Origin of the sequence: Micavibrio sp. TMED2, from assembly GCA_002168225.1 — a bacterium.
GTDB lineage: Bacteria > Pseudomonadota > Alphaproteobacteria > TMED2 > TMED2 > TMED2.
The window spans coordinates 1,975,056-1,998,227 of the sequence record NHBH01000001.1 but is presented as its reverse complement, the minus strand read 5'-3'; the positions used below and the strand labels follow the sequence as shown (position 1 = coordinate 1,998,227).

General features: G+C 58.7%; 23 protein-coding genes and 2 pseudogenes. 13 read left to right on the top strand and 12 right to left on the bottom strand.

Annotation, left to right across the window (positions count from 1 at the left end):
* Nucleotides 1-9 precede the first annotated feature (9 nt).
* The 7 genes and pseudogenes from CBB62_09535 to CBB62_09505 all read left to right on the top strand — a co-directional run bounded on the left by CBB62_09535 (nucleotide 10) and on the right by CBB62_09505 (nucleotide 9,023).
* On the top strand, nucleotides 10-1,209 hold the full coding sequence (locus tag CBB62_09535) for a nicotinate phosphoribosyltransferase (GenBank protein ID OUT42736.1): 1,200 nt from the start codon (nucleotides 10-12) through the stop codon (nucleotides 1,207-1,209).
* Nucleotides 1,206-2,967: pseudogene (locus CBB62_09530) on the top strand (NAD+ synthase). Before CBB62_09535 ends, CBB62_09530 begins: the two are co-directional and overlap by 4 nt.
* An 86-nt stretch (nucleotides 2,968-3,053) precedes the next feature.
* Nucleotides 3,054-4,418: a glutamate--tRNA ligase gene (locus CBB62_09525; protein OUT42483.1), complete on the top strand. Its 1,365-nt coding sequence runs from the start codon at nucleotides 3,054-3,056 to the stop codon at nucleotides 4,416-4,418.
* Between the two features lie 28 nt (nucleotides 4,419-4,446).
* Complete coding sequence (locus CBB62_09520) at nucleotides 4,447-5,832, top strand: cysteine--tRNA ligase (protein OUT42482.1); 1,386 nt, start codon at nucleotides 4,447-4,449, stop codon at nucleotides 5,830-5,832.
* On the top strand, nucleotides 5,829-7,466 hold the full coding sequence (locus CBB62_09515; protein OUT42481.1) for a citramalate synthase: 1,638 nt from the start codon (nucleotides 5,829-5,831) through the stop codon (nucleotides 7,464-7,466). Before CBB62_09520 ends, CBB62_09515 begins: the two co-directional genes overlap by 4 nt.
* A complete protein-coding gene (locus CBB62_09510) occupies nucleotides 7,463-8,242 on the top strand; it encodes a hypothetical protein (protein ID OUT42480.1) in 780 nt (259 codons plus the stop codon). The genes CBB62_09515 and CBB62_09510 overlap by 4 nt, the downstream gene beginning before the upstream one ends.
* Before the next feature lie 166 nt (nucleotides 8,243-8,408).
* A complete protein-coding gene (locus CBB62_09505) occupies nucleotides 8,409-9,023 on the top strand; it encodes a 30S ribosomal protein S4 (GenBank protein OUT42479.1) in 615 nt (204 codons plus the stop codon).
* Nucleotides 9,024-9,087: 64 nt separating this feature from the next.
* Here the strand turns inward: CBB62_09505 and CBB62_09500 are convergent, their stop codons facing one another.
* From CBB62_09500 to CBB62_09475, 6 genes are all read right to left on the bottom strand, one after another.
* Entirely contained in the window at nucleotides 9,088-10,029 is a 942-nt protein-coding gene (locus CBB62_09500) for a protein RarD (GenBank protein ID OUT42478.1), read from the bottom strand.
* Nucleotides 10,030-10,108: 79 nt separating this feature from the next.
* Nucleotides 10,109-10,456: a monothiol glutaredoxin, Grx4 family gene (locus tag CBB62_09495; GenBank protein ID OUT42477.1), complete on the bottom strand. Its 348-nt coding sequence runs from the start codon at nucleotides 10,454-10,456 to the stop codon at nucleotides 10,109-10,111.
* A 142-nt stretch (nucleotides 10,457-10,598) separates the two neighbouring features.
* Nucleotides 10,599-10,832: a BolA family transcriptional regulator gene (locus tag CBB62_09490; GenBank protein OUT42476.1), complete on the bottom strand. Its 234-nt coding sequence runs from the start codon at nucleotides 10,830-10,832 to the stop codon at nucleotides 10,599-10,601.
* A gap of 57 nt (nucleotides 10,833-10,889) precedes the next feature.
* Complete coding sequence (locus CBB62_09485) at nucleotides 10,890-13,130, bottom strand: phosphoribosylformylglycinamidine synthase II (protein OUT42475.1); 2,241 nt, start codon at nucleotides 13,128-13,130, stop codon at nucleotides 10,890-10,892.
* A complete protein-coding gene (locus CBB62_09480; protein OUT42735.1) occupies nucleotides 13,127-13,819 on the bottom strand; it encodes a phosphoribosylformylglycinamidine synthase I in 693 nt (230 codons plus the stop codon). Before CBB62_09480 ends, CBB62_09485 begins: the two co-directional genes overlap by 4 nt.
* A gap of 191 nt (nucleotides 13,820-14,010) precedes the next feature.
* Nucleotides 14,011-14,337, bottom strand: coding sequence for a hypothetical protein (locus tag CBB62_09475; GenBank protein ID OUT42734.1), 327 nt, complete (start codon nucleotides 14,335-14,337; stop codon nucleotides 14,011-14,013).
* A 169-nt stretch (nucleotides 14,338-14,506) separates the two neighbouring features.
* Between CBB62_09475 and CBB62_09470 the strand changes: the two genes are divergently transcribed.
* The 4 genes from CBB62_09470 (at nucleotide 14,507) to CBB62_09455 (ending at nucleotide 17,144) form a co-directional block, all read left to right on the top strand.
* Nucleotides 14,507-15,289 carry a hypothetical protein gene (locus CBB62_09470; protein OUT42474.1) on the top strand — a complete coding sequence of 261 codons (783 nt, stop codon included), beginning with the start codon at nucleotides 14,507-14,509 and terminating at the stop codon, nucleotides 15,287-15,289.
* Between the two features lie 149 nt (nucleotides 15,290-15,438).
* Entirely contained in the window at nucleotides 15,439-16,251 is an 813-nt protein-coding gene (locus CBB62_09465; GenBank protein ID OUT42473.1) for a phosphoribosylaminoimidazolesuccinocarboxamide synthase, read from the top strand.
* Nucleotides 16,241-16,486: a phosphoribosylformylglycinamidine synthase gene (locus CBB62_09460; protein OUT42472.1), complete on the top strand. Its 246-nt coding sequence runs from the start codon at nucleotides 16,241-16,243 to the stop codon at nucleotides 16,484-16,486. The genes CBB62_09465 and CBB62_09460 overlap by 11 nt, the downstream gene beginning before the upstream one ends.
* The gene (locus CBB62_09455) at nucleotides 16,482-17,144 is read left to right on the top strand and encodes a hypothetical protein (GenBank protein ID OUT42471.1); all 663 of its coding nucleotides are present in this window, start codon (nucleotides 16,482-16,484) and stop codon (nucleotides 17,142-17,144) included. Before CBB62_09460 ends, CBB62_09455 begins: the two co-directional genes overlap by 5 nt.
* 3 nt (nucleotides 17,145-17,147) lie before the next feature.
* On the opposite strand, the gene CBB62_09450 is transcribed toward CBB62_09455, so the two are convergent.
* From CBB62_09450 to CBB62_09440, 3 genes are all read right to left on the bottom strand, one after another.
* Nucleotides 17,148-17,855 carry a hypothetical protein gene (locus CBB62_09450; GenBank protein OUT42733.1) on the bottom strand — a complete coding sequence of 236 codons (708 nt, stop codon included), beginning with the start codon at nucleotides 17,853-17,855 and terminating at the stop codon, nucleotides 17,148-17,150.
* Between the two features lie 120 nt (nucleotides 17,856-17,975).
* Nucleotides 17,976-18,791: a type I methionyl aminopeptidase gene (locus CBB62_09445; GenBank protein ID OUT42470.1), complete on the bottom strand. Its 816-nt coding sequence runs from the start codon at nucleotides 18,789-18,791 to the stop codon at nucleotides 17,976-17,978.
* A gap of 63 nt (nucleotides 18,792-18,854) precedes the next feature.
* Entirely contained in the window at nucleotides 18,855-19,619 is a 765-nt protein-coding gene (locus tag CBB62_09440; protein ID OUT42469.1) for a sugar fermentation stimulation protein SfsA, read from the bottom strand.
* 56 nt (nucleotides 19,620-19,675) lie between these two features.
* Here CBB62_09440 and CBB62_09435 point away from each other — a divergent pair.
* Nucleotides 19,676-20,466 (top strand): annotated as a pseudogene (locus CBB62_09435) (competence/damage-inducible protein A).
* On the opposite strand, the gene CBB62_09430 reads toward CBB62_09435, so the two are convergent.
* Genes CBB62_09430 through CBB62_09420 form a run of 3 tightly spaced genes read right to left on the bottom strand, consistent with a single transcriptional unit; the run spans nucleotide 20,443 to nucleotide 21,835 of the window.
* On the bottom strand, nucleotides 20,443-20,757 hold the full coding sequence (locus CBB62_09430; protein OUT42468.1) for a hypothetical protein: 315 nt from the start codon (nucleotides 20,755-20,757) through the stop codon (nucleotides 20,443-20,445). The pseudogene CBB62_09435 and the gene CBB62_09430 overlap by 24 nt on opposite strands.
* A 41-nt stretch (nucleotides 20,758-20,798) precedes the next feature.
* Nucleotides 20,799-21,581 (bottom strand): hypothetical protein, encoded by a 783-nt coding sequence (locus CBB62_09425; protein OUT42467.1) that lies wholly within the window; start codon nucleotides 21,579-21,581, stop codon nucleotides 20,799-20,801.
* A 29-nt stretch (nucleotides 21,582-21,610) separates the two neighbouring features.
* Nucleotides 21,611-21,835 (bottom strand): hypothetical protein, encoded by a 225-nt coding sequence (locus CBB62_09420; GenBank protein OUT42466.1) that lies wholly within the window; start codon nucleotides 21,833-21,835, stop codon nucleotides 21,611-21,613.
* A 290-nt stretch (nucleotides 21,836-22,125) separates the two neighbouring features.
* Between CBB62_09420 and CBB62_09415 the strand changes: the two genes are divergently transcribed.
* On the top strand, nucleotides 22,126-23,157 hold the full coding sequence (locus CBB62_09415; GenBank protein ID OUT42465.1) for a hypothetical protein: 1,032 nt from the start codon (nucleotides 22,126-22,128) through the stop codon (nucleotides 23,155-23,157).
* The last annotated feature ends 15 nt before the right edge of the window (nucleotides 23,158-23,172 follow it).

Sequence of the window (23,172 nt, the reverse complement as noted above, 5' to 3'; positions counted from 1 at the left end):
GATGGAGTTATGGCAATCGGCCCGACCACACAGCAGGCCGGTCTGGGGCACAGCACCCAGAGCGAGGTCAATCGCTGGACTGACGCCTATTTCCGCCGCACGCGGGAAATTGTCCGCCGGTTTGGTGATACGGCGGTCACCTATGCCGTCTTCATGCGTCGCCCGGTTGTCAGCGCGCCACGACTGGCGATCAATTGGCTCGAGGCGGCCATGGCCGATCGCGGTGCCGAGATCGACATCGAGCTGCGCTACGGTGAGGGGCGCTGGGTCGGTGCCGGTGATCCGATCCTCTATATCACCGGCTCGTTCGAGGCGCTGGTGGATTGCGAAACCCAGTTCCTGATGCAACTCGGCCCGCCCTGTGTGGCGGCGGCCAATGCCTTCACCATGTGTGCCGATCTGCCCAATATCGACTTCCTCGCCATGGATGCCCGCCACTGTGCCGGTACCGAGATGGCCGAGCTGATGGCCTATGCCGCCAGCGTCGGTTCCGACCGGGCACGGCGCAAGACCGGTGCCAAGGGCTTTATCGGCAATGCCTCCGATGCCACCGCGCATTATTTCGGCCAGCCCAAGGGCATGGGCACCATGCCGCATGCCCTGATCGGCTATGCCGGGTCAACCGTGCGCGCAGCCGAAATGTTCCACGAAACCCATCCCGAGCAACTGCTGACCGTGCTGGTCGATTACTTCGGTCATGAGGTGACGGACAGCCTTGCGGTCTGTGAGCGGTTCCCGGAACTGGCCCGTGCGGGCAAGCTGGCGGTGCGTCTTGATACCCTCGGCGGTCGCTTTGTCGAGGGTCTGGACCCGCCGGGCTCCTATGCCGTGCTGGAACGCAATGTGCCGGAAGCGCTGCGGGGTTATCACCCGGAGAGCGAGATCAGACACCTAATCGGCACCGGCGTTAGTGCAGCGGCGATCTGGTATCTGCGTGAGAAGCTGGATGCGGCGGGCTATGACAAGGTCAGGATCGTTGCCTCATCCGGTTTCAGCCCGGAAAAATGCCGCCTGATGAAGGATGCCCGCGCGCCGATTGATGTTATCGGTACCGGTTCCTATCTGCCGGATAAATGGTCGGAAACCTATGCCACCGCGGACATCATCTCCTATGGTGGTACGCGCCGGGTCAAGCAGGGCCGTGAGTTCCTGCTGCCGCGTGAGCATGGCATGACCGATACTGCCGAGGACAAGCCGGAAACTCCATGACAGACAGCCTCACCATTGCCCTTGCCCAGCTGAACCCGACCGTGGGTGATCTGCCGGGCAATCTGGAAAAACTGCGTCAGGCGCGCCGTGATGCGGGTGAGGTCGATCTGGTCATCACACCGGAGCTGTCGATTGCCGGATATTTTCCGGAAGACCTGATCGATCGCCCCGGTTTTACCCGTGACTGCATGATTGCGGTGCAGAAACTGGCGGCTGAAACCGCACAGGGCGGCCCGGCAATCATTGTCGGCAGCCCGTGGTTCGATGACGGTGTAATCTACAACGCTGCCCTGCTGCTTGATGGCGGTGAGGTCAAGGCCAAGCGCTACAAGCATTTCCTGCCCAATTACGGGGTCTTTGATGACCAGCGGAACTTCCGCCCCGGCCCGTTGCAGGGACCGATTGAGTTCCGTGGCGTGCCCATCGGTCTGACCATCTGTGAGGACATCTGGTTCCCTGATCTGGTGGAAACCGTGCAGGAGAGCGGGGCCGAGATCATTATCGCGATCAATGGCAGCCCCTATGAAGATGGCAAATCCATTCGCCGGATCGAACAAGTTGCGGTACCGCGGGTGGTTGAGAGCGGCCTGCCGATGATTTTCGTCAATCAGGTCGGCGGGCAGGATGAGGTGGTCTATGATGGCGCATCCTTTGTGCTCGGTCATGACCGAAGCCTGCGGCTGCAACTGCCATCCTTTGTTGAGGCATCGGCGGTAACCCGTTGGCAACGCACGGATAAGGGCTGGGTTTGCGAGCAGGGCGAGATGACCGAGCCGCCAAGCGGCATTGCCGCGACTTATCAGGCGGTGACCCTCGGTTTGCGTGACTATATCGCCAAGAATGGCTTTCCGGGCGTGGTGCTGGGGCTGTCTGGCGGCATCGACAGTGCGGTCAGTGCCGCCATTGCCGTTGATGCGCTGGGGTCGGAGCGAGTGCATGGCGTCTTGCTGCCATCGCCATATTCATCCGAGGGCAGTGTCTCCGATGCGGTGGCACTGGTTGAGGCGCTCGGCATCCGCCATGACACAATCGAGATCGGCCCCGGTATGCAGGCGGTCGACCAGATGCTCGGCAAGTTGTTTGAGGGCACCGAGCCGGGTGTTACCGAAGAGAATATCCAGTCGCGCCTGCGCGGGCTGGCCCTGATGGCAATTTCCAACAAGTTCGGTGCCATGGTGCTGACCACTGGCAACAAGTCGGAAATGGCGGTCGGTTATGCCACGCTCTATGGCGACATGTCCGGCGGCTTCAATACCCTGAAGGATATCTACAAGGTCCGGGTCTACGAAATGGCGCGCTGGCGCAATACTGCCAAACCTGCCGATGCCCTCGGCCCCGACGGTATTGTGATCCCGGTCAATACCATCGAGAAACCGCCGAGTGCCGAATTGCGCCCGGATCAGACCGATCAGGACAGCCTGCCGGAATATGATGACCTTGATGCGATCCTGACCGGCATTATCGAGGATCAGCTGTCGATCAGCGATATTGTCGCCAGGGGCTTTGACCGCGAGACGGTGATTCGGGTCTGGCGGCTGGTCGAACGCTCGGAATACAAGCGGCGGCAGTCCGCACCCGGCGTCAAGGTGTCGCCCCGTGCCTTTGGCCGTGAACGGCGTTATCCGATCACCAATGGCTATCGCGCCGATACCATCACCCGCACGGAAGCGGAGTGGGACAGTGCCCGACAGGTGGAAAAGCCCACGGCTGCAGAATAGCTGCCATTCTTTCCCTTGCGTCACCGCGCAATCGGAGTAGTCTCCGGCGCTCAGAGTTTTGCTAGCACTACATAAGCAGCACCCCGTGGTTCGCGACCACCTGTGCTGCACTTCGAGGTTTTAACGATGTCACGACCTGTTGCCGTCCGTTTTGCGCCAAGCCCGACCGGAAATATCCATGTGGGCAATGTGCGTCCGGCCCTTATCAACTGGCTGTTTGCCCGCAGCCATGATGGCGAGTTCCTGTTCCGTCTCGACGATACCGACCCGGAGCGCTCTAAACAGGAATATGCTGACAACATCGCCCGCGATCTCGAATGGCTTGGCCTCAAATGGGACCGTTTTGCCCGTCAGAGCGACCGCATGGACCGCTATGAGTTGGCCAAGCAGTTCCTGATTGAAAGCGGTCGTCTGTATCCGTGCTACGAGACCCCGGAAGAGCTGTCGCTGAAGCGGAAAAGCCTGCTGTCACGCGGCAAGCCACCGATCTATGACCGCGCTGCACTGCGTCTGAGCGACGAGGACAAGGCGAAGTATGAGGCCGAGGGACGGGTGCCGCATTGGCGTTTCAAACTCGAGGATGCGCCGATTGTCTGGAACGATCTCGGCCATGGCGAGCTGAGCTTCAAGGGCCGCGATCTGACCGATCCCGTGCTGTACCGTGAGGATGGTCGCCCGATCTATACCATCAGCTCGGTTGTCGACGATCTTGAGCTGAACATCACCCATGTGATCCGCGGCGATGATCATATCGCCAATACCGCCGTGCAAATCCAGTTGATGGAAGCACTGGTGCCCCATTGTGGTGGCGCGGTGCCTGTATTCGGCCACCTGCCACTGCTCGCGGCTGCCAATGGCGACAAGCTGTCCAAGCGTAATGGCGCGCTCAGCGTTGCCGATATGCGGGCGGATTCCGGCATTGAGCCGATGGCGGTGCTGAGCCTGCTGGCCAAGATCGGTACCTCCGATCCGATTGAGGCACGCTCAAGCCTCGATCAGCTGATTGCCGAATTCGACATGACCAAATTCTCCAAGGCCACCCCGCGCTTTGATCCCGAAGAGGTGCGCCGTCTGACGGTGAAACTGATTCAGGACATGCCGTTCGCGGCGGTGAAGGAGAAGCTGGCGGCCCGCGACGGCATGCCGGAAATCGACGAGGCATTCTGGGAAGCGGTGCGACCGAACCTCAACTCCCTCGACGACATTGCCGATTGGCACCGGGTTGCCAATGGCCCGGTCGAGCCGATAATCGAGGATGCCGACTTTATCCGTCAGGCAGCCGAGGTGGCCCCGGAAGGGCCATGGTCGGAAACCACATGGTCGGAATGGATCGGCAAGGTCAAGGATGCGACCGGTCGCAAGGGCAAGGCCTTGTTCATGCCGCTGCGTCAGGCGCTGACCGGCATGGATCACGGACCAGAACTGAAGGATCTGTTGCCACTGATCGGGCGTGAACGCGCTCTGGCACGAATGAATGGTGAAGCGCGCTGAACCCTGATGGCGCGGTCAGGCAAGTACAATGACGATTAAACTCCACAACTCCATGACCCGGGCGAAGGAAGACTTCACGCCCATCGACCCTGACCATGTCCGCATGTATGTCTGTGGTCCCACGGTCTATGACTTTGCCCATATCGGCAATGCCCGTCCGGTTGTGGTGTTCGATGTGCTGTATCGCCTGCTGCGCCTTGAGTATCCGAAGGTCACCTATGTCCGGAACATCACGGATATTGAAGACAAGATCATGGATGCGGCCAAGGTCAATGGCGAGAGCATTGAGGCACTGACCCAGCGCACTGCTGACCAGTTCCATGAAGACGTGGAAGCGCTCGGCACGATGATCCCGGATCAGGAGCCGCGGGCAACGGCGTTTGTTGGCGAGATGCTGGCGCTAATTGACCGGCTGGTTGCCGATGGCCATGCCTATGAGGCCGATGGCCATGTGCTGTTCAATGTGCCGTCGATGCCGAATTACGGTCGCCTGTCCAAGCTCGACCGCGATGCCCAGATTGCCGGTGCCCGGGTTGAGGTTGCACCGTACAAGCGCGATCCCGCCGATTTCGTGTTGTGGAAACCATCCCGAGACGACCAGCCGGGCTGGGACAGCAATTACGGTCGTGGCCGTCCGGGCTGGCATATCGAGTGCTCGGCCATGTCAGAGGCGATCCTCGGCCTGCCATTCGATATTCATGGCGGCGGTCAGGACCTGATCTTCCCGCACCATGAGAACGAAATCGCCCAGAGCTGCTGCGCCCACAAGGTCGAGACCATGGCCAATTACTGGCTGCACAATGGCTACCTGATGGTCGATGGCGAGAAGATGTCGAAATCGCTCGGCAATTTCTACACCGTACGGGAGCTGCTGGATGATTTCCGGGGTGAGGAAATCCGCTTCACGCTGCTCTCGACCCATTACCGCTCGCCGCTTGACTTCACCAAGGACGGGCTGAAACAGTCACGCAGCGCGCTGGATCGCCTCTATGGTGCCTTGCGGTCGACGCAGGACCTCAGCATTGACCGGATACCGGAACCGCCAGCCGATCTGGTTGCGGCCCTGCGGGATGATCTGAATACGCCGCTTGCGATCAGCAAGCTGCATGGCCTCGCTGCCATCATCAACAAATCCGACGATCCTGCCGAACGGGCAAAGGCGAAAGGTGAGTTGCTGGCAGCCGGTGATCTGCTCGGCCTGCTGCAACAGGATGCCGAGGCGTGGTACAAATGGCAGCCATCCGCCCGAGCCAGCCTCGATGAACAGGTCATCAATGATCTGATCGAGGAGCGGCAAACGGCGAAGCAGGATCGGGATTTTGCCCGTGCCGACGAAATCCGCGACCAGCTCAAGGATCAGGGCGTGCTGCTTGAGGATGGCCCGACCGGGACAACCTGGAGGCGCACCGGATGACCAGCGCGGCTGATGGCGATTACGTGACGCTTTACGACACCACGCTGCGCGACGGTGCGCAGACGCAGGGTGTCGATTTCAGCGTGTCCGACAAGATAGCGATCGCTGAAGCGCTGGATGCTCTAGGTATTGATTATGTCGAGGGCGGTTGGCCCGGTGCCAATCCGACTGATGATGCGTTTTTCGGTGATAAGCCTGCGTTGAAACGGGCGCGTTTGACACCGTTCGGCATGACCCGTCGGGACGGGCGTTCTGCCTCCAATGATCCGGGGCTGAACGCGGTGCTTGATGCGGCGGCTGGTTCGGTCTGTCTCGTGGGCAAGACATGGGATTTTCATGTGGATGTGGCGCTCGGCATTGCCCGTGACGATAATCTGCGGCTGATCCGCGAGAGCTTTGAGGAAGTTGCGGGCAGGGGGCTTGAGGGCATCTTTGACGCCGAGCACTTCTTCGACGGGTTCAAGGCCAATCGCGACTATGCGCTCGACTGCCTTAAGGCCGCTGCCGAAGGCGGGGCTGAATGGCTGGTGCTCTGTGATACCAATGGCGGTACGCTGCCCCATGAGATTGAGGAAATCGTCCTCGCGGTTCGGGCTACGCTGCCGGATGTGAAGCTCGGCATCCATGCCCATGACGATACCGACAACGCCGTTGCCAATTCAATTGCGGCGGTCCGTGCCGGTGCCCGGATGGTGCAAGGCACGCTGAACGGTCTCGGCGAGCGATGCGGCAATGCCAACCTGATCTCCCTGATCCCGACCCTGACCGCCAAGATGGGCTATCGTTGCGGGGTATCGCAGGACCAGATGGCGCAGCTGGTGAAAACCAGCCGGTTGCTCGATGAGCGCCTGAATGCGGTGCCAAGCCGCAATGCCGCCTATGTCGGTACCGGTGCCTTTGCCCACAAGGGCGGGCTGCACGTCTCGGCAATCGCCAAAGATCCCAGCTCCTACGAACATATCGACCCTGCTGTGGTCGGTAACAGCCGTGAGGTTGTGGTTTCCGATCAGGCAGGGCGCTCGAATATCCTGCAGCGGCTTGCGGCTCTCGGCATCGAGATTGACCGTAAGGATCCGGCGGTCACCGCATTGGTGGATGCGGTGAAGGAGCGGGAGTTTCAGGGCTATGCCTATGATACGGCGGAAGCGAGCTTCGAGTTGCTGGCGCGTCGTGCCCTCGGACAGGTGCCGGAGTTCTTCAAGCTGCATTCGTTCCGGGTGATCGATGAGCGCCGGCATAATGCTCGCGGCAAGCTGGTCACGGTGTCGGAAGCAACGATCAAGATCGATGTGGATGGTGAGCGTCGGATGACCGTCGCCGAGGGGAACGGTCCTGTAAACGCGCTCGACCATGCCCTGCGGCAGGTTCTGGTGACCCATTACCCGGTTCTGGAAGGTGTGCAGCTGGTTGATTTCCGTGTGCGGATCATCAACAGCAGCGGCACCGACGCCGTTACGAGGGTGTTAATCGAAAGCATGGATAATCAGGGGCATCGCTGGCGCACCGTGGGTGTGTCGGCAAACATCATTGATGCTTCCTACATCGCCTTGCATGATAGCCTTAACTATTATCTTGGAAGACGTGGAAGTGACGACAGAACGACGTCCGAGACAACGTCGCATGAGGCTGTATGAATGACCCTGCACCCGCGCAAGAGCTGCTGAAACCGGTAATTATTCTTGTTGGTCCCCAGATGGGGGAGAATATCGGCGCCTGTGCCCGCGCCATGCTCAACTGTGATGTCACTGAATTGCGTCTGGTCCGGCCACGGGATGGCTGGCCCAATCCTGCCGCCACGGCCATGGCCGCCGGGGCTGATCATATCCTTGAGCAGGCGATAGTATTCAACTCAACCCGTGAGGCGCTGGCTGATCTGCACCGGGTCTATGCCACCACCGTCCGCCCGCGCGATATGATCAAGCCGGTACTGACCCCGCGCGAGGCGGCGGCCAGGGCCGTCGAGGCCGGGACAGCAGGCACGCGGGTCGGGTTCCTGTTCGGGCCGGAGAATGCCGGGCTTGAAAATGCTGATGTGGCGTTGGCCGATGCGGTTGTGACTGCACCGCTGAATCCTAATTTCGGTTCACTCAATCTGGCACAGGCTGTCTTGCTCGTCACGTATGAGTGGTATCAGATTATTCATGAGCAGTGCCCGTGTAAGGCAGATGCGCCGTGTCCCAAGGACCTGCCACCGCAGCGTGAAGCGCTCGACATGCTGTTTGACAAGCTGGTGCTGCTGTTGGATGAGCGCGGGTATTTCCGATCTCCCGATATGCGCGACAAGCTGATCCTCAGCATCCGCAATATGATCCAGCGGATGGAGCCGACGGCACAGGATGTTCAGAGCCTGCACGGCCTGATTGTCGGGCTGTCGCGGCCAAAGTCGGCGCAGGGTAGCGAGACTGTTTGACTTCCCGGTCGAGATCGCTATATTCCGCCGCATTCCTGAGAAAGTTTGATGTGGAAGGGCCGCTTTGGCCTGCTGCGTCACGCCGCCGGATGACCGGGTCGGACTATCGGGACAACAAACGCAGCCGCCAACAGATGTCCGGCTGCTCAGAACGAGAGTACATGATATGAACCGTCGTCAGACGCCAAAGCATAAGATTGACCGCCGTTTGGGTGTGAACCTCTGGGGTCGCCCGAAAAGCCCGCTGAACAAGCGTGAATACGCACCAGGCCAACACGGCCAGCGTCGCAAGAAGCCATCCGATTACGGCACCCAGCTGATGGCCAAGCAGAAGCTGAAAGGCTACTACGGCAACATCGGTGAGAAACAGTTCCGCCGCTACTATCAGGACGCCACCCGTCGTAAGGGTGATACCGCTGAAAACCTCATCAGCCTGCTCGAGCGCCGTCTGGACATGGTCGTCTATCGCATGAAATTCGTGCCGACCATCTTCGCCGCTCGTCAGTTCGTCAACCACGGCCACATCCGTGTCAACGGCCAGAAGGTCAATATTCCTTCTTACATGGTCAAAGACGGCGATGTGATCGAGGTCAAGGAAAAGTCCCGCGAGCTGCCAGTCGTTCTCGACGCACAGGCGCTGCAGGAGCGTGACGTTCCCGAGTACATGGACGTTGATTTCAAAACCATGAAGGGCACCTATGTTCGCAGCCCAGCCATGGCTGACGTTCCTTACCCGGTCGTCATGGAACCAAACCTGGTTATCGAATTCTACTCACGCTAAGCGTGAGCCGAACACAGAGAAAAAGGCCGGTGGCGATTGCCCCGGCCTTTTTTCATGGCTGAATTTACGGTGTGACCGGCGGTTTCGGTTTGCGCCGGGCGTGGAAGCTGTCGGTGGTATAGATCGCCAATCCGATCCAGATCAGGCCAAAGGTGATCATGGTATCGGTGGTGAATGCCTCACCATAGAGCGCGACACCAACCAGCAGTTGCAGGCTCGGCGCGATATAGGATAGCAGCCCCATGGTCTTGAGCGGCAGGTGTCTCGCACCTTGCATGTAACAGATCAGGGGAATGGCGGTGACGATCCCGGCGAGGAACAGCAGGACATGGGTGCCGATGCCGGTATTCATGATCGCGCCCACGCCCTCTAGCTCACGATAGGCGATATAGGCGACGGCGACGGGCACCAGCAGCAGGGTTTCCACGAACAGCCCGATGAACGGGTCCAGTCCCTCACGCTTGCGGATCACGGCATAGGTCGAGAAGCTGAAGGCGAGGCAGAGGGTGACGAGCGGAATATTGCCGACCTGCCAGACACTGTATCCGACCCCGGCAATGGCAAAGACCACAGAGATTGCCTGCAATCGCCGCAGTCGTTCGCCGAGGAAGATCATGGCGAGAGCCACCACAACCAGCGGGTTGATGTAATAGCCGAGGCTGACCTGCACAATCCGCTGGTCATTGATGGCCCAGATGAAGACACCCCAGTTGGTGGCGATTAGGATAGTGGTGGCAGTATAGGCGATCAGCTTGCGTTTCGAGCCGATCTCGGCACGCACGGCTGGCCACAGTCCGCGTATCTGAAACAGTATCGCGAGCATGATAACGGTCCAGACAACCCGGTGGGCGAGTATCTCCAGCGGTGCCACATGGCCAAGCTGTTTGAAGAAGACCGGTGAGACGCCCCAGATGATGAAGGCGGTTAGGGCTGCTGCCAGTGCGCGCAGAACCGACCGGGCCTCATCCAGATCTGTCTGGTGAGGGGATTGCTGAATATCAGCCATAGGTTTGACTTTTTGCTCAGAAAAAAATCGGCCCGCATGGGGCCGATTTCAACTAGTGCTCTCGGTCGTCAGATGACGATCAGGCATCGGCCGCTTGTACATTGATGCCCTTGGTCTTGAGCATATCGATCAGTTCACCGGTCTCGAACATCTCACGGATGATATCGCAGCCGCCAATGAACTCACCCTTCACATAGAATTGCGGGATGGTTGGCCAGTCGCTGAATTCCTTGATGCCGTTGCGGATACCCGGATCGTCGAGAACATTTATGCTGTGATAGTCAACGCCGAGATGGTTGAGCACCTGAACCACGGCGGCGGAGAAACCGCACATCGGGAAGGTCGGGGTGCCCTTCATGAACAGCACCACGTCGTTGTCGGTGATCTCGCGTTTGATCTGTTCGTGGACAGGATTTTCCAAGGTCATTGAATTTTTCCAAAACTGGTTTCGAGAAACGTTACCGCTAAATTAGGACCTGACGGGTCCGTAATCAAGGATAACACTCGGATGTGATCTTTTGACGTGATCCGATGCGACGCGTCCTGCGCCACGGGCGATGGGTCAGATATCAGTCTGGCGCGCTGGTTTGCAGGGCGAGAGCATGGAGTTCATTGCCCATACGGCCCTGCAGCGCCTTATAGACGAGCTGGTGTTGCTGAACCCGGCTCTTGCCGCGGAATGCCTCGGATTTGACATGGGCGGCATAGTGATCGCCATCACCACGCAGGTCATTGATGGTGATCGTGGCGTCGGGGAAGGCTTCCTTGATCATCGCTTCGATCGTGGCGGCATCCATTGGCATGGCGGTTATTCTCTTTCGTGCAAAGCGGTATGTCTGATGAACGCAATATAAGCGTTATCACTTGCCATTCATATAGCTCGGCAACCAGTTTTCGTGGATGGATTTGAAGCTGTCGAGATCGACGCTGTCATCACCAAGCACGAGGTCGGTACCGGATACGGTTGCGAGCTTGACCAGTGGCACATCGCCAGCCGCAGCCTCGAGTGCTGCCGCATCGCTGGTGGCCAGCAGATAACGGCCCTGATCCTCACCGAACCAGAACCCGGCATCCTTGGTTGCCAGATCCGCCTCGACAGTAGCGCCGACCTTGCCAGCCATGAGCATGTCGAGCAGGGCAACTGCCAGACCACCATCGGAGAGATCATGGACAGCCGAAACCTTGCCATCACCGATCAGCTTGCGCACCAGTTCGCCATGCTTGCGCTCGGCGATCAGGTCGACCGGTGGTGGTGGACCTGCTTCCTGACCGAGGATTTCACGCAGGTAAAGCGATTGGCCGAGATGACCCTTGGTCTCACCGAGCAGATAGATGGTGTCGCCATCACCCGGCGCCATATGGGCGGTTTTTTCAATGTCGGCAATAACACCGACGCCGCCGATTGCCGGGGTCGGCAGGATCGCTTCGCCGTTGGTCTCGTTATAAAGGCTGACATTGCCGGAGACGACCGGGAATTCAAGTACGGTACAGGCCTCGGCCATGCCATCAACGGCACCGACAAACTGGCCCATGATCCGTGGCTTTTCCGGGTTGCCGAAATTCATATTGTCGGTCACCGCCAATGGCTTGCCGCCAACCGCTGAGATGTTGCGATAGGCTTCCGCCACCGCCTGTTTACCGCCCTCGACCGGATCTGCGAGGACATAGCGCGGGGTGCAGTCAGTGGTAACGGCAATCGCCTTGGTGGTGCCGGGCAGGCGGACAACGGCGGCATCACCACCGGGGCCTTGCAGGGTATCGCCACCGATGAAGCTGTCATACTGCTCCCAGATCCAGCGACGGGATGCGAGGTCGGGTGAGCCGATCAGGGTCTTGAGCGCACCGAGGACCGGTGGGCTGTTGACTGCCACATCGGCAGGCAGTGCTGGCTGTGCCGGGGTCGGCTCATGCGGGCGTTCGTATTTCGGTGAGTTCTCGACCAGTGGTGAGACCTCGATATCAGCATAGCAATCGCCATGCATGAACAGCTGCAGGCGACCGGTATCGGTCAGCTCGCCAATAACCGAGAAGTCGAGTTCCCATTTGTCGAAGATGGCCTTGGCCTGTTCCTCGGCACCGGGTTTCAGGACGATCAGCATCCGTTCCTGACTCTCGGAGAGCATGATCTCGTATGGCGTCATGCCGGTTTCGCGCAGCGGCACCTTGTCCAGATCAAGGCGCATACCGAGGCCGCCCTTGTCTGACATCTCGACGGCGGAGGAGGTGAGGCCGGCAGCCCCCATATCCTGAATGGCGATGATGGTATCGGTTGCCATCAGTTCGAGGCAGGCTTCCATCACCAGTTTTTCGGTGAAGGGGTCGCCAACCTGAACGGTTGGGCGCTTGGCTTCGCTCTCGTCGTCGAACTCGGCCGAGGACATGGTGGCACCGTGGATGCCGTCGCGACCGGTCTTGGAACCAACATAGACGACCGGATTACCGACGCCGGACGCCTTGGAATAGAAGATGCGGTCAGCGTCAGCGAGGCCAACGGTCATGGCGTTGACGAGGATATTGCCGTTATAGGCTGCGTGGAAATTGGTCTCACCGGCGACGGTCGGAATGCCGACGCAGTTACCGTATCCACCGATACCGGCAACGACACCGCCGATTAGGTGGCGGGTTTTCGGATGGTCGGGAGAACCGAAACGCAGGGCGTTCAGATTGGCAATCGGGCGGGCACCCATGGTGAAGACATCACGCATGATGCCGCCAACACCGGTTGCAGCGCCCTGATATGGCTCGATGAAGGAGGGGTGGTTGTGGCTCTCCATCTTGAAGACGATCGCCTGATTGTCACCCACATCGATAACCCCGGCATTCTCGCCCGGTCCCTGAATGACCCATGGTGCCTTGGTCGGCAGGCGTGCGAGGAAGGCGCGCGAGGATTTGTACGAGCAGTGCTCGGACCACATGGCGGAGAAGATGCCAAGCTCGGTCAGGGTCGGGTTACGACCCATAATGCCGAGCATCATGGCGTATTCCATCTGGGTCAGGCCATGTTCCTTGGCCAGTTCCAGCGTGATCTCCGGTTCACCGGGCCGCGGCTTGGCGGTTGGCTTGACGGCTGATTTTGCGGCTTCGGCTGATTGCGTACTCATGCGGCGAGTTTCTCGGCAATAGAGGTGAAGAGTGGCAGACCATCAATGCCACCATGCAGGATATCGGTTGCGTTTTCCGGGTGTGGCATCATGCCGAGCACGCGCTGGTTAGCGCTCAGGATACCAGCAATATTGCGGGCGGCACCGTTCGGGTTGCCGGCAGGGGTAGCCTCGCCATTCGGCTCGACATAGCGGAAGGCAACCCGGCCTTCGCCCTCAAGCTGGTCGAGGGTGGCGTCATCGGCGAAATAGGCGCCCTCGTTATGGGCAACCGGTACATGGATTGTCTGCCCAACCTTGAAGTGCTGGGTGAACGGGCTATCGGTTTGCTCAACCCGCAGATGTACCTTGCGGGCGATGAAGCGCAGGCTGCTGTTTTGCAGCATGACACCGGGGAGCAGGTGACTCTCGGTCAGGATCTGGAAACCGTTGCAGATGCCGATCACGGCACCGCCCTTGTCGGCATATTCCTTGACCGCGCGCATGATCGGCGACTGGGATGCCATGGCACCGCAACGCAGATAATCGCCATAGGAGAAGCCGCCGGGCAGGACGACCAGATCACATTTCGGCAGTTCCGAATCCCGATGCCACAGCATGACCGGCTTGTTGCCGCTGGCGCGTTCCAGGGCGAGGGCAACATCGCGCTCGCGGTTGGAACCGGGGAAAACCACGATGGCGGCCTTCAGGCCGGTATTAAGGGCAGCAGGCATGGGCGTCTCGCACCTGTTTTACGATGTTGGCTGAACCTGTGCGGAAACTACGGCCACACGCGCCCGAAAACAAGCCGTTAGATGGCAAAATGATCGGAAAAACTCAGGCCGGATGAAACTGCCGGTCAGCACGATGGATGGTGACTGCGGATAGTCACCGCGAAGCGTTACTTCGACTCATCCATGATCTGTTTTTCAGCGACATTCCACAGCTCTTCGATCTTCGTGCGCTGGCGGTGGTCGCTGACATCGGCGCCCTTGGCATCGAAATCGGCCTGTACCTTGCGCAGAATATCCTCATAGCCGGGCTCATCCATATCGGCGGCAACGACTTCCTTGGCATAGGCGGCTGCCTCGTCTCCCTCATAGCCGAGCTGTTCTGCAGCCCAGAGACCGAACAGTTTTGCCCGGCGGGAATTGATCTTGAACTTTACAGCCTCGTCATGGGCGTAACGGGAATCATCGTTTGGGTTGGTACGCTGATTGTCGCTCATCGGTTCCTCAAGGAAAATGGGCCTGCGCATCACGATGCTTGCGAGCCCGTTATCGATCGGTAATCTGACATGCACCTTGTAAGGGAACAGGTGGCGGGTGCCAAGCCGAACTCACATCTATTTCCGGTATTTTCTCGCTTCATGATCACGAGGTTGAAATTATAGCCCGATGTGTTCTGTCATTATCGCCCGAAACCTGCATCCGGACTGGCCAATCATGATTGCCGCCAACCGGGACGAGATGCTCGACCGTCCATGGCAACCACCGGCACGACACTGGCCGGAGCGGGCCGATGTCATTGCCGGTCTCGACGAACTCGCGGGTGGCACATGGCTCGGGATCAATGATAACGGCGTCATTGCGACCGTTCTGAACCGCAAGCACACCCTTGGCCCCGCTGCCGGTAAGCGCTCACGCGGTGAGTTGGTGCTGGAAGCGCTCGACCATGCCGATGCCGCCGATGCGGTCGAGGCATTGCGTCATCTGGAGGCTGCTGCCTATCGACCCTTTAACATGGTGATCGCAGACAACCGGACCGCTGTCGTGCTGATCGGGCGTGGCGAGGGCGAGATTGACGCCCAGCCGATTCCCGACGGTGTCTCGATGATTACCCATGCCGATCTGAATGAAGCGGGCAGCGCCAGAATAGGGCGCTATCTGCCGGCATTCCGCACGGCACCGGTGCCCGACCCGGCGGCTGAAAACTGGCAAAGCTGGATTGATATTCTGGGCGAGCGTGACGGGGATGCCCCGACTGATGCGCTGAATATTGTTACCGAGACCGGTTTTGGTACCAGCTCCAGTGCTCTGATGGCGCTCCCTTCTGTGGAACTTGTTGATACTAAACCGATATTTCTTTTTGCGCCGGGGCGTCCCGATGTCACGGAATTCCGCCCGGTTGGCGATTTGCGCAGTTTGAAAGACATTGCGACGCAGCAATTTATTGTCTGAATCCACACAGCTTGGTATAGGGACGTCAATGGCCGGGATTGCCGGGGGTGGGACTAACTGACTGCCGGCCGCGAACCCTGGCGTATAACTGCTGAAATAAGCGCGGTGTCCTGACTATGGCCCGCGACTTATCGGAAAGCATAAAGCTTATGAACCGACGTCGCGTTATTTATGAAGGTAAGGCAAAAGTTCTGTTTGAAGGACCGGAGCCAGGCCTGCTGATCCAGTATTTCAAGGACGATGCCACCGCATTCAATGCCAAGAAGCTCGAGGTATTGAACGGCAAGGGCGTCCTGAACAACCGCATTTCAGCCTATCTCATGACCCGGCTGAGTGAAATCGGTGTCCCGAACCACTTTGTCCGCCCGCTCAACATGCGTGAGCAGCTGATCCGTGAGGTTGAGATCATCCCGGTCGAGGTCGTGGTACGCAATATCGCTGCCGGCAGCTTTGCCGAGCGTTTTGCCGTGCCGGAAGGGACCGTGCTGCCACGGTCGATCATCGAGCATTTCTACAAGAGCGATCAACTCAACGACCCGATGGTGTCGGAAGAGCATATTACGGCTTTCGGCTGGGCATCGCCACAGGAACTCGACGACATGCTGGCGCTCACCCTGCGGGTGAATGACTATCTGAGCGGTCTGTTCCTCGGTGTCGGCATGAAGCTGGTCGACTTCAAGATCGAGTTCGGTCGTCTCTATGGTTCCGATGACATGCGCATTGTTCTGGCTGACGAGATCAGCCCGGATAACTGCCGCCTCTGGGATATCGAGACCGACGAGAAGATGGATAAGGACCGGTTCCGTCGCGATATGGGCGGCGTGATCGAGGCCTATCAGGAAGTCGCGCGTCGTCTCGGCATTCTGCCCGAGAATGGCATAACAGAGAGTGGTGAGCCGAAAGAGGCCACCATGGTGGAATTCCCAACACAGAAGAAGGACGGCACCCGCAATGAAGGCTAGGGTCCATGTCACGCTGAAAACCGGTGTTCTCGATCCCCAGGGCAAGGCGATTGAACAGGCGCTGCACGGTCTTGGTTTCGATGAGGTCGGTGAGGTCCGTCAGGGCAAATTCATCGAGGTCGAACTGCCGAAAGCCAGCGATGCCGCTGCGGCTGAGGAAGCTGTCAAATCCATGTGTGACAAGCTGCTCGCCAATCCGGTGATCGAAGACTACCGGATTGACCTGACGGATTGATCCGTCGGCGCTATCTGTGTCCGATACCCTTCATGATCCAGTTGCGGTTGCCCGGTCGATTGACCGGGTAATTGCTGTTGAGCCTGCGCTTGCACTCGGCCCCGATGAGCGCGATCCAAAGGCGTTCTTCAACAGCCGTGAGCCGGGTTTTGCCGGACTGATCCAGATTATCCTCGAACAACAGGTCTCGGTGAAGGCCGGGCAGGCGATGTGGCGCAAGCTCACCGTGGCCTGTCCTGACTTCAGCCATAAGGCATTTCTCGAGCTTGATGATGATGTACTGAAGAGCTGTGGCTTCAGTCGGCAGAAGATGGTCTATGCCCGCGGGGCGGCCACGGCACTCGATGATGGCTCACTGAAGCTGACGGAGCTTGAGAATGCACCCGAGGCCGAGGCCATGGCGGCGCTGATGGCGCTGAAAGGCATCGGGCGTTGGACGGCAGAGGTTTACCTGCTGTCCTGTCTCGGGCGCATGGACATCTGGCCCGCCGGTGATCTGGCCTTGGTGCTGGCGGTGCAGCATCTGGAAGGCATGGCCGAAAAGCCGACGCTTCGGGAAATGGATGTCTATGGTGAGCGCTTTGCCGGTGATCGCAGCGTCGCCAGCCTGCTCACATGGCACTACTACCGCCGCCATCTGCGACCCAATGCCTTCTGAGGCTTAAAGAAAACCCTCGGAGCGGAAGCTGATATGCCCGGTTCGTGAAATGATCACATGGTCGTGCACGACAATGCCGATCGGGCGAGCGGCATCAACGATCTGACGGGTCATTTCCCGATCGGCCTGGCTCGGTTTCGGATCGCCGGATGGGTGGTTATGAACCAGAATGATGGCCGTGGCCGCCAGTTCCAGTGCCCGTTTGACGATCTCGCGCGGATAGGCGGGGGTGTGGTCCACGGTTCCTTCCTGCTGTACCTCATCGGCAATCAGGCGGTTCTTCTTGTCCAGAAACAGGATGCGGAACTGCTCACGTGCCTCCCGTGCCATATGGGCATGGAGATAGTTGATCAGCTGGCTCCATGCCGTGATTACCGGACGGTCGATAATTTCCTCACGGGTCAGGCGCAGCCCGGCCTCACGCACGGAGCGCAGGAATATCGCTGTCGTCTCGCCCAGTCCTGGATGTTTGGCAAGCTGGCTGACCGGCGTACTCAGGACACTCGCCAGTGATCCGAACCGGTCGATCAGGCTTTTGGCCAGCGGTTTCACATCACGGCGCGGAATGGCGGTGAACAGCAGAAGTTCCAGCAGCTCATAATCCGGCAACTCATCACCGCTGGTTACAAAACGCGCGCGCAGACGGTCACGATGCCCGTGATAATGCGGTTTGGATTTACTGACCGGCTCTATCGCCTCGTCATCTGTCAGGGAATGCTTGTCCGACAGTATCCGTTCCTGCCCTATATCAAAGGCGAAACCGGGTGCTGTTTCGGAGGCTTCAGGTGGTTGTTCGGTGGACTTGCTTTTTCGCGCCACGTCCGGGCTTTCCTATCCGCTGTATGGAGGTTGGGTGTAACCTGCGGGAGAAAGAGTGAATATCTCGTAGCCAGTTTCTGTCACGGCAATGGAGTGCTCAAACTGTGCGGAAAGTGAACGGTCACGGGTCACAGCAGTCCACCCATCGGACAGGATCTTAACCCGGTAATCACCGGCATTGACCATCGGCTCGATGGTGAAGAACATGCCGGGCTCCAGCACCAGCCCTTCGCCGGGACGACCGAAATGCAGCACCGATGGCGGGGCGTGAAAAACTTGTCCCAGCCCGTGGCCACAGAAATCGCGCACGACAGAGAAGCGCTCGCTTTCAACATAGCTCTGGATGGTATGGCCGATATCGCCCAGCGTGGCGCCGGGTTTGACCACTTCAATCGCCTTCATCAGGGATTGATAGGTCACATCGACCAGCCGCTTGGCCTTCACACTGATCTTGTCGCCACAGAAATACATCCGGCTGGTATCACCGTACCAGCCATCAAGGATGACCGTGACATCGATATTCAGAATATCGCCATTCAGCAGTTTCTTGTCGCCCGGTATGCCGTGACACACCACGTGATTGACCGAGATACAGGTGGCCTTGGTAAAGCCCTTGTAATTCAGCGGGGCCGGGATCGCGCCATTGTCGAGTGTGAACTCGTGCAAAATCTTGTCGAGCTCGCCGGTGGTGACGCCGGGCTTGACGTATGGGGTGATCATGTCGAGGGCTTCGGCGGCTAACCGGCCAGCGGCGCGCATACCGGCAAACCCGGCTTCGCCGTGGCGTGGAATATCGTTGGTTCGGGCGGCGTCTGAGGCTTGTTCCATGATCAGCTATGTATGTCGTTCTTCGTAATTCAGGCGTTCTGCCGTGGGTGATAGCCCAAAAGCCTAGTCCACAACAGGCATAACAGCCAGTCTCTTTCCAAGGATTGTTCCGGTAAGATCAATGTCACACTGATAGGCCAGCATCTCAACCCCTGCGTTTCGGGCGCGGGTGAAGGCCGTGGCGTAATCGGGATCGATGTCGGCTGCCAGCCCAAACCGGTCGCAATCCATACGCTGAATGACATAGAGCATGACAGCGCGATGTCCCGCTGTGACCTGATTGGCCAGTTCGTCCAGATGTTTCGCGCCGCGTTTTGTGACAGAATCCGGAAACTCGGCAATCCTGCCATCAGCGACTTCCGGGCGGCGCAGGTGAACATTCTTGATCTCAATGAAGGTCATGGGCTTGTCACGGTCATGATCTGTCACCGGCTCAAACAACAGATCGATGCGGCTGTTCTCGCCGTACTTCACCTCCCGGCGCAGACTATAGTCCGGGCCGGGCTGCAGTTCCGGCACCAGTCCTGCACTGATGGCGGCTTCGGCGATCCTGTTCGGGCGGTTGGTGTTGATGCCGACAAGCCCACCACCGGTCTCGATCAGCTCCAGCGTATAGCGCAGCTTGCGCTTGGGATTGCCGCTGTCGAGAATCCAGACGGTTGAGCCCGGGTCCTTCAACCCGGTCATGGCACCGGGATTGGGGCAATGCACGGTGATCTCGCTGCCATCGGCCAGTGTGACATCGGCGAGAAAGCGCTTGTAGCGCTGGATCAGCGTCGCCTTGATAAGGGGCTGTTCAAAAGGGATATGTCCGGCTTGTTTCAGCATGGGAAGGCGCTAGGTTAAGGCGTGGATCAAGTAACCGCATAGCAGGGGTAGGACACATGACCAAGCGTGTCGAGGCGGCATTCATCATTATCGGCAATGAAATCCTGAGCGGTCGCACGCAGGATGCCAATCTCGCCTGGCTGGCAGCCCGGTTGAACGGGATCGGTATCGCGGTCGCCGAATGCCGGATCATTCCCGATATCGAAACCCGCATCATCGATACGGTCCGGGAGATGAGCGAGCGGTTTGACTACGTCTTCACCTCCGGCGGCATCGGCCCGACCCATGACGACATTACCGCCGCCGCAATCGCCAAGGCGTTTGATACGGTGCTTGAGCGTAATGCCGAGGCGGTCAGCCGCCTTGAGGTTCATTATGGCGATCCCGCTGAGCTGACAGCGCCAAGATTAAAAATGGCCGAGATACCGGTTGGAGCGACGCTGATAGACAATCCAGTCAGTGCCGCACCGGGATTCCGGATCGCTAATGTGCATGTGCTCGCCGGGGTACCGAAAATCTTTCAGGCCATGATCGACGGCATCCTGCCGGCCCTTACCGGTGGTGCGCCGGTGATCAGCAGAACCGTGGTCAGCGATCTACCGGAAAGCGCGATTGCCGAATTGCTGGGCCGGATCGAACGCGCCCATAACGGTGTCGAGGTTGGTTCCTATCCGTATTTCAAGCTGGGGCAGGGCGGTGTCAGTGTTGTGGTTCGCAGTACCGAACAGTCTGCGGTTGATGCTGCTGCACGCGCTGTCTTCGAGGGTATTGAAGCGCTGGGTGGCAAGCCTGCCTATCTCGATCCCGGCCTCAAGCAACCGGCCTAGATATCATCGCCATCGGCTGATGGACGCACGGGCATCCGGCTTGGCTGTTCTTCCGGTTGTCCGGTTTGCTGTTCTGGCTGCTGCGGGGCGGTTTGTGAGCCGCTGTAATGGCGCTGGCGTTCCTGCACCATGCGGTCAAACCGTGTGTCTTCCGGCGCAAAAATCTGGTAGCCCCAGCTGATCGCGGTAAAGATCAGCAGCCAGATAGCCACATATTTCAGGCGGTTGCCACGGGATGTGGCCCAGACGGCGGGACCGATCAGGAGCAGCAGCAGTACCGCGTGAATGATATGAATTAGCGTCGGGCTCATGATGATAAGATGCGCATTGCTGTGGCCGGAACAAGGGGCAATTACGCCTGATCCAGAAATTCGAGGCTGCGGTTGAAAAAGGCTTCGGGCTGTTCCGCATGAAGCCAGTGCCCGGCATCGGCAATCTCGTCATATTCGGCATTAGGGAACAGGCGCTGTGCGACCGGCATCATATCCGGGGTCATGTAGTCGGATTTTGCCCCGGCCAGAAATAGCGCCGGGCCGTCATATCGGGCACCATCCATATCCGGCCAGCCGATAATCTGGTCGATATCGGCTGCGATTGCCTCACGATTGACCAGCCACTGCCAGCCATTGCTGCCATCGCGGGTCAGATTGGTGCCGAGGAAGGCACGCACGCCCACATCGTCAATATGTGCCGCCATGATGCTGTCGGCATCCTGTCGGCTTTTCAGGTTGGCGAGGTCGATGGCATCCATCGCCGCCAGTTGACGGTCGAAATTGTGGTTGTAGGCAACTGGTGCAATATCAGCGAAAATCGCGCGCTCAAACCGTGTCGGCTGGTCGAGGCAGGCCAGCATACTGACCTTGCCGCCCATTGAGTGGCCGATGATCCGGGCCTGACCGATACCTTGCGCATCCATATAGGCGAGCACATCGCCGGCCATTTCCTGATAGCTCATGCCGTCGGTATGGGGCGATTGCCCATGATTGCGCAGATCGAGCGCATGGATAGTGAAATGCTCGCCAAACTTTCGGGCAAGCGCGGTCCAGTTCTTGGCCTGACCGAACAGGCCGTGGAGGATAATCAGGGGCGGACCGTCACCGGAAATGACGGAGCGCAGCTGTATGGTATCGGGCATGAGGCGTGTCGCCTGTTGCGGAATGCGGCCTAGTCGTTAGCGCGGACCAGTGCACGGCTCAACAGGTTGTGAGCCTCGCTGATGCTTGCAAAAGTCCGGTTGTGCCAAGACTGCAGCCGGTTATCGGTGGCATCAAACACATAACCCTGTTTTTGCGGGATCAGCAATCCCACAGCATCGTCATTGATTTCGAGGACGACCGTATCGCGTTGATCCGAACGGTTGTCGATTGTACGTGCAAAATTGCCAGTCATGGGGGGCCTGTTATGCTACGGTGTGGCTGTGGCTGCTCGAAAGCGGGATCACTCATACCCGTTAATCGTGAAGGATGTGTGAACAGCTTATGACCATATGACAACATTTTTGTTTCGGGTCGCCTGATTGCAAGGGCATTAAACCGGTAAAATGTTTTCGCGGTTTTATTGCCCATACCATGTTGTGTATTTGCCGGTAAGAACTTGCGTTGGCAAAAGAAGCTCCTAATATTAGCATTCGATACTGTTACCCCGTGTTTATTCTCTGATTGCGTAAAGGATTTCCAGTCATGGCCAATTCGCGCCAGAGGGCCGTTGTGCAGCAAGTTTCTGAACATTTTCCAGAATCAGGGCAATGCCAGCGGCTGGGTATGGCGCTGGAGGAAACATCGGGATCGGATCAGCGGTTTTCCAGGATATCGGCCGAGCATGTTCTCTGGCCGCCTTCGGTCGGGATCAATATGGGTGCGCCCGAACAGTTTTTGCTGATCATGCATTGGGGAACGAGGCGGCGCTTTACCCTGCACAGGGCTGGAAAACTGGTCGGCTATTTCGATGCCCAACCGGGGGACTGGACTCTGCTGCAACCCGGTCTCGCAGACAACGTCATGCCAAATGATAATGGTCCGGCTTTGTTGATCAGATTTACCACGTCAGACAGTGATGATCAGGATGCCGAGCCTGCACTGCCAAGTGTTCAGGGCGATGTGCATGACTTCACCAGTCTCCCCAAAGAGAGCGGCTTACGCCTGAATGGCGGGCATCACTGCCTTATTGAGGACAAGTGCCTGGCACTGGTGCGCCGCCTGCACAGCGGTAATCTTGCCGATGCCGGAGAGGTTTCTGTCGAGGTGCTGCATGAGATTATGGAGCGACGTGGTGCCGGTATTGCAGCCGGGCAAAATCCGTTGAGCGAACAGGCCATTGATCTCGGTTATACCGTATCGCCGGGCGGTCTGCCCGCCAGCAATCTGCGCGGTGGACTGGCGCCGTTCAACCTGCGTCGGGTGATGGATTTTGTCGAAGACAACCTGACGGCAAGCCTGTCGGTTGATCAACTCGCCATGCAGGCCTCACTCAGCCCGTTTCATTTTGCTCGCTCGTTCAAGCAGAGCACCGGGTTGACCCCGCACCAATATGTGACCGAACGCCGGATGCGGATGGCGAAATACCTGCTGTCCCACGCGCATCGCCGTCTGGCCGAGGTCGGGCGTCTCGCCGGGTTCAGCAGTCAGAGCCGGTTTACCACCGTGTTTCGCAAGAATGTCGGCGCGACGCCGGGCGAATACCGCCGCCTGATGCAGGCAAAGCTGATCGCCTGAGAAGTATCCCGGCGG

What these genes read in the sequence shown, in the direction of transcription:
- CBB62_09460 (OUT42472.1), top strand. Translation starts at nt 16,241, where the DNA reads ATGAAGGCTAGGGTCCATGTCACGCTGAAAACCGGTGTTCTCGATCCC.
- CBB62_09505 (OUT42479.1), top strand. Translation starts at nt 8,409, where the DNA reads ATGAACCGTCGTCAGACGCCAAAGCATAAGATTGACCGCCGTTTGGGT.
- CBB62_09500 (OUT42478.1), bottom strand. Translation starts at nt 10,029, where the DNA reads ATGGCTGATATTCAGCAATCCCCTCACCAGACAGATCTGGATGAGGCC.
- CBB62_09470 (OUT42474.1), top strand. Translation starts at nt 14,507, where the DNA reads ATGTGTTCTGTCATTATCGCCCGAAACCTGCATCCGGACTGGCCAATC.
- CBB62_09485 (OUT42475.1), bottom strand. Translation starts at nt 13,130, where the DNA reads ATGAGTACGCAATCAGCCGAAGCCGCAAAATCAGCCGTCAAGCCAACC.
- CBB62_09415 (OUT42465.1), top strand. Translation starts at nt 22,126, where the DNA reads ATGGCCAATTCGCGCCAGAGGGCCGTTGTGCAGCAAGTTTCTGAACAT.
- CBB62_09535 (OUT42736.1), top strand. Translation starts at nt 10, where the DNA reads ATGGCAATCGGCCCGACCACACAGCAGGCCGGTCTGGGGCACAGCACC.
- CBB62_09515 (OUT42481.1), top strand. Translation starts at nt 5,829, where the DNA reads ATGACCAGCGCGGCTGATGGCGATTACGTGACGCTTTACGACACCACG.
- CBB62_09420 (OUT42466.1), bottom strand. Translation starts at nt 21,835, where the DNA reads ATGACTGGCAATTTTGCACGTACAATCGACAACCGTTCGGATCAACGC.
- CBB62_09490 (OUT42476.1), bottom strand. Translation starts at nt 10,832, where the DNA reads ATGCCAATGGATGCCGCCACGATCGAAGCGATGATCAAGGAAGCCTTC.
- CBB62_09510 (OUT42480.1), top strand. Translation starts at nt 7,463, where the DNA reads ATGAATGACCCTGCACCCGCGCAAGAGCTGCTGAAACCGGTAATTATT.
- CBB62_09465 (OUT42473.1), top strand. Translation starts at nt 15,439, where the DNA reads ATGAACCGACGTCGCGTTATTTATGAAGGTAAGGCAAAAGTTCTGTTT.
- CBB62_09445 (OUT42470.1), bottom strand. Translation starts at nt 18,791, where the DNA reads ATGGAACAAGCCTCAGACGCCGCCCGAACCAACGATATTCCACGCCAC.
- CBB62_09440 (OUT42469.1), bottom strand. Translation starts at nt 19,619, where the DNA reads ATGCTGAAACAAGCCGGACATATCCCTTTTGAACAGCCCCTTATCAAG.
- CBB62_09475 (OUT42734.1), bottom strand. Translation starts at nt 14,337, where the DNA reads ATGAGCGACAATCAGCGTACCAACCCAAACGATGATTCCCGTTACGCC.
- CBB62_09525 (OUT42483.1), top strand. Translation starts at nt 3,054, where the DNA reads ATGTCACGACCTGTTGCCGTCCGTTTTGCGCCAAGCCCGACCGGAAAT.
- CBB62_09495 (OUT42477.1), bottom strand. Translation starts at nt 10,456, where the DNA reads ATGACCTTGGAAAATCCTGTCCACGAACAGATCAAACGCGAGATCACC.
- CBB62_09520 (OUT42482.1), top strand. Translation starts at nt 4,447, where the DNA reads ATGACGATTAAACTCCACAACTCCATGACCCGGGCGAAGGAAGACTTC.
- CBB62_09430 (OUT42468.1), bottom strand. Translation starts at nt 20,757, where the DNA reads ATGAGCCCGACGCTAATTCATATCATTCACGCGGTACTGCTGCTGCTC.
- CBB62_09425 (OUT42467.1), bottom strand. Translation starts at nt 21,581, where the DNA reads ATGCCCGATACCATACAGCTGCGCTCCGTCATTTCCGGTGACGGTCCG.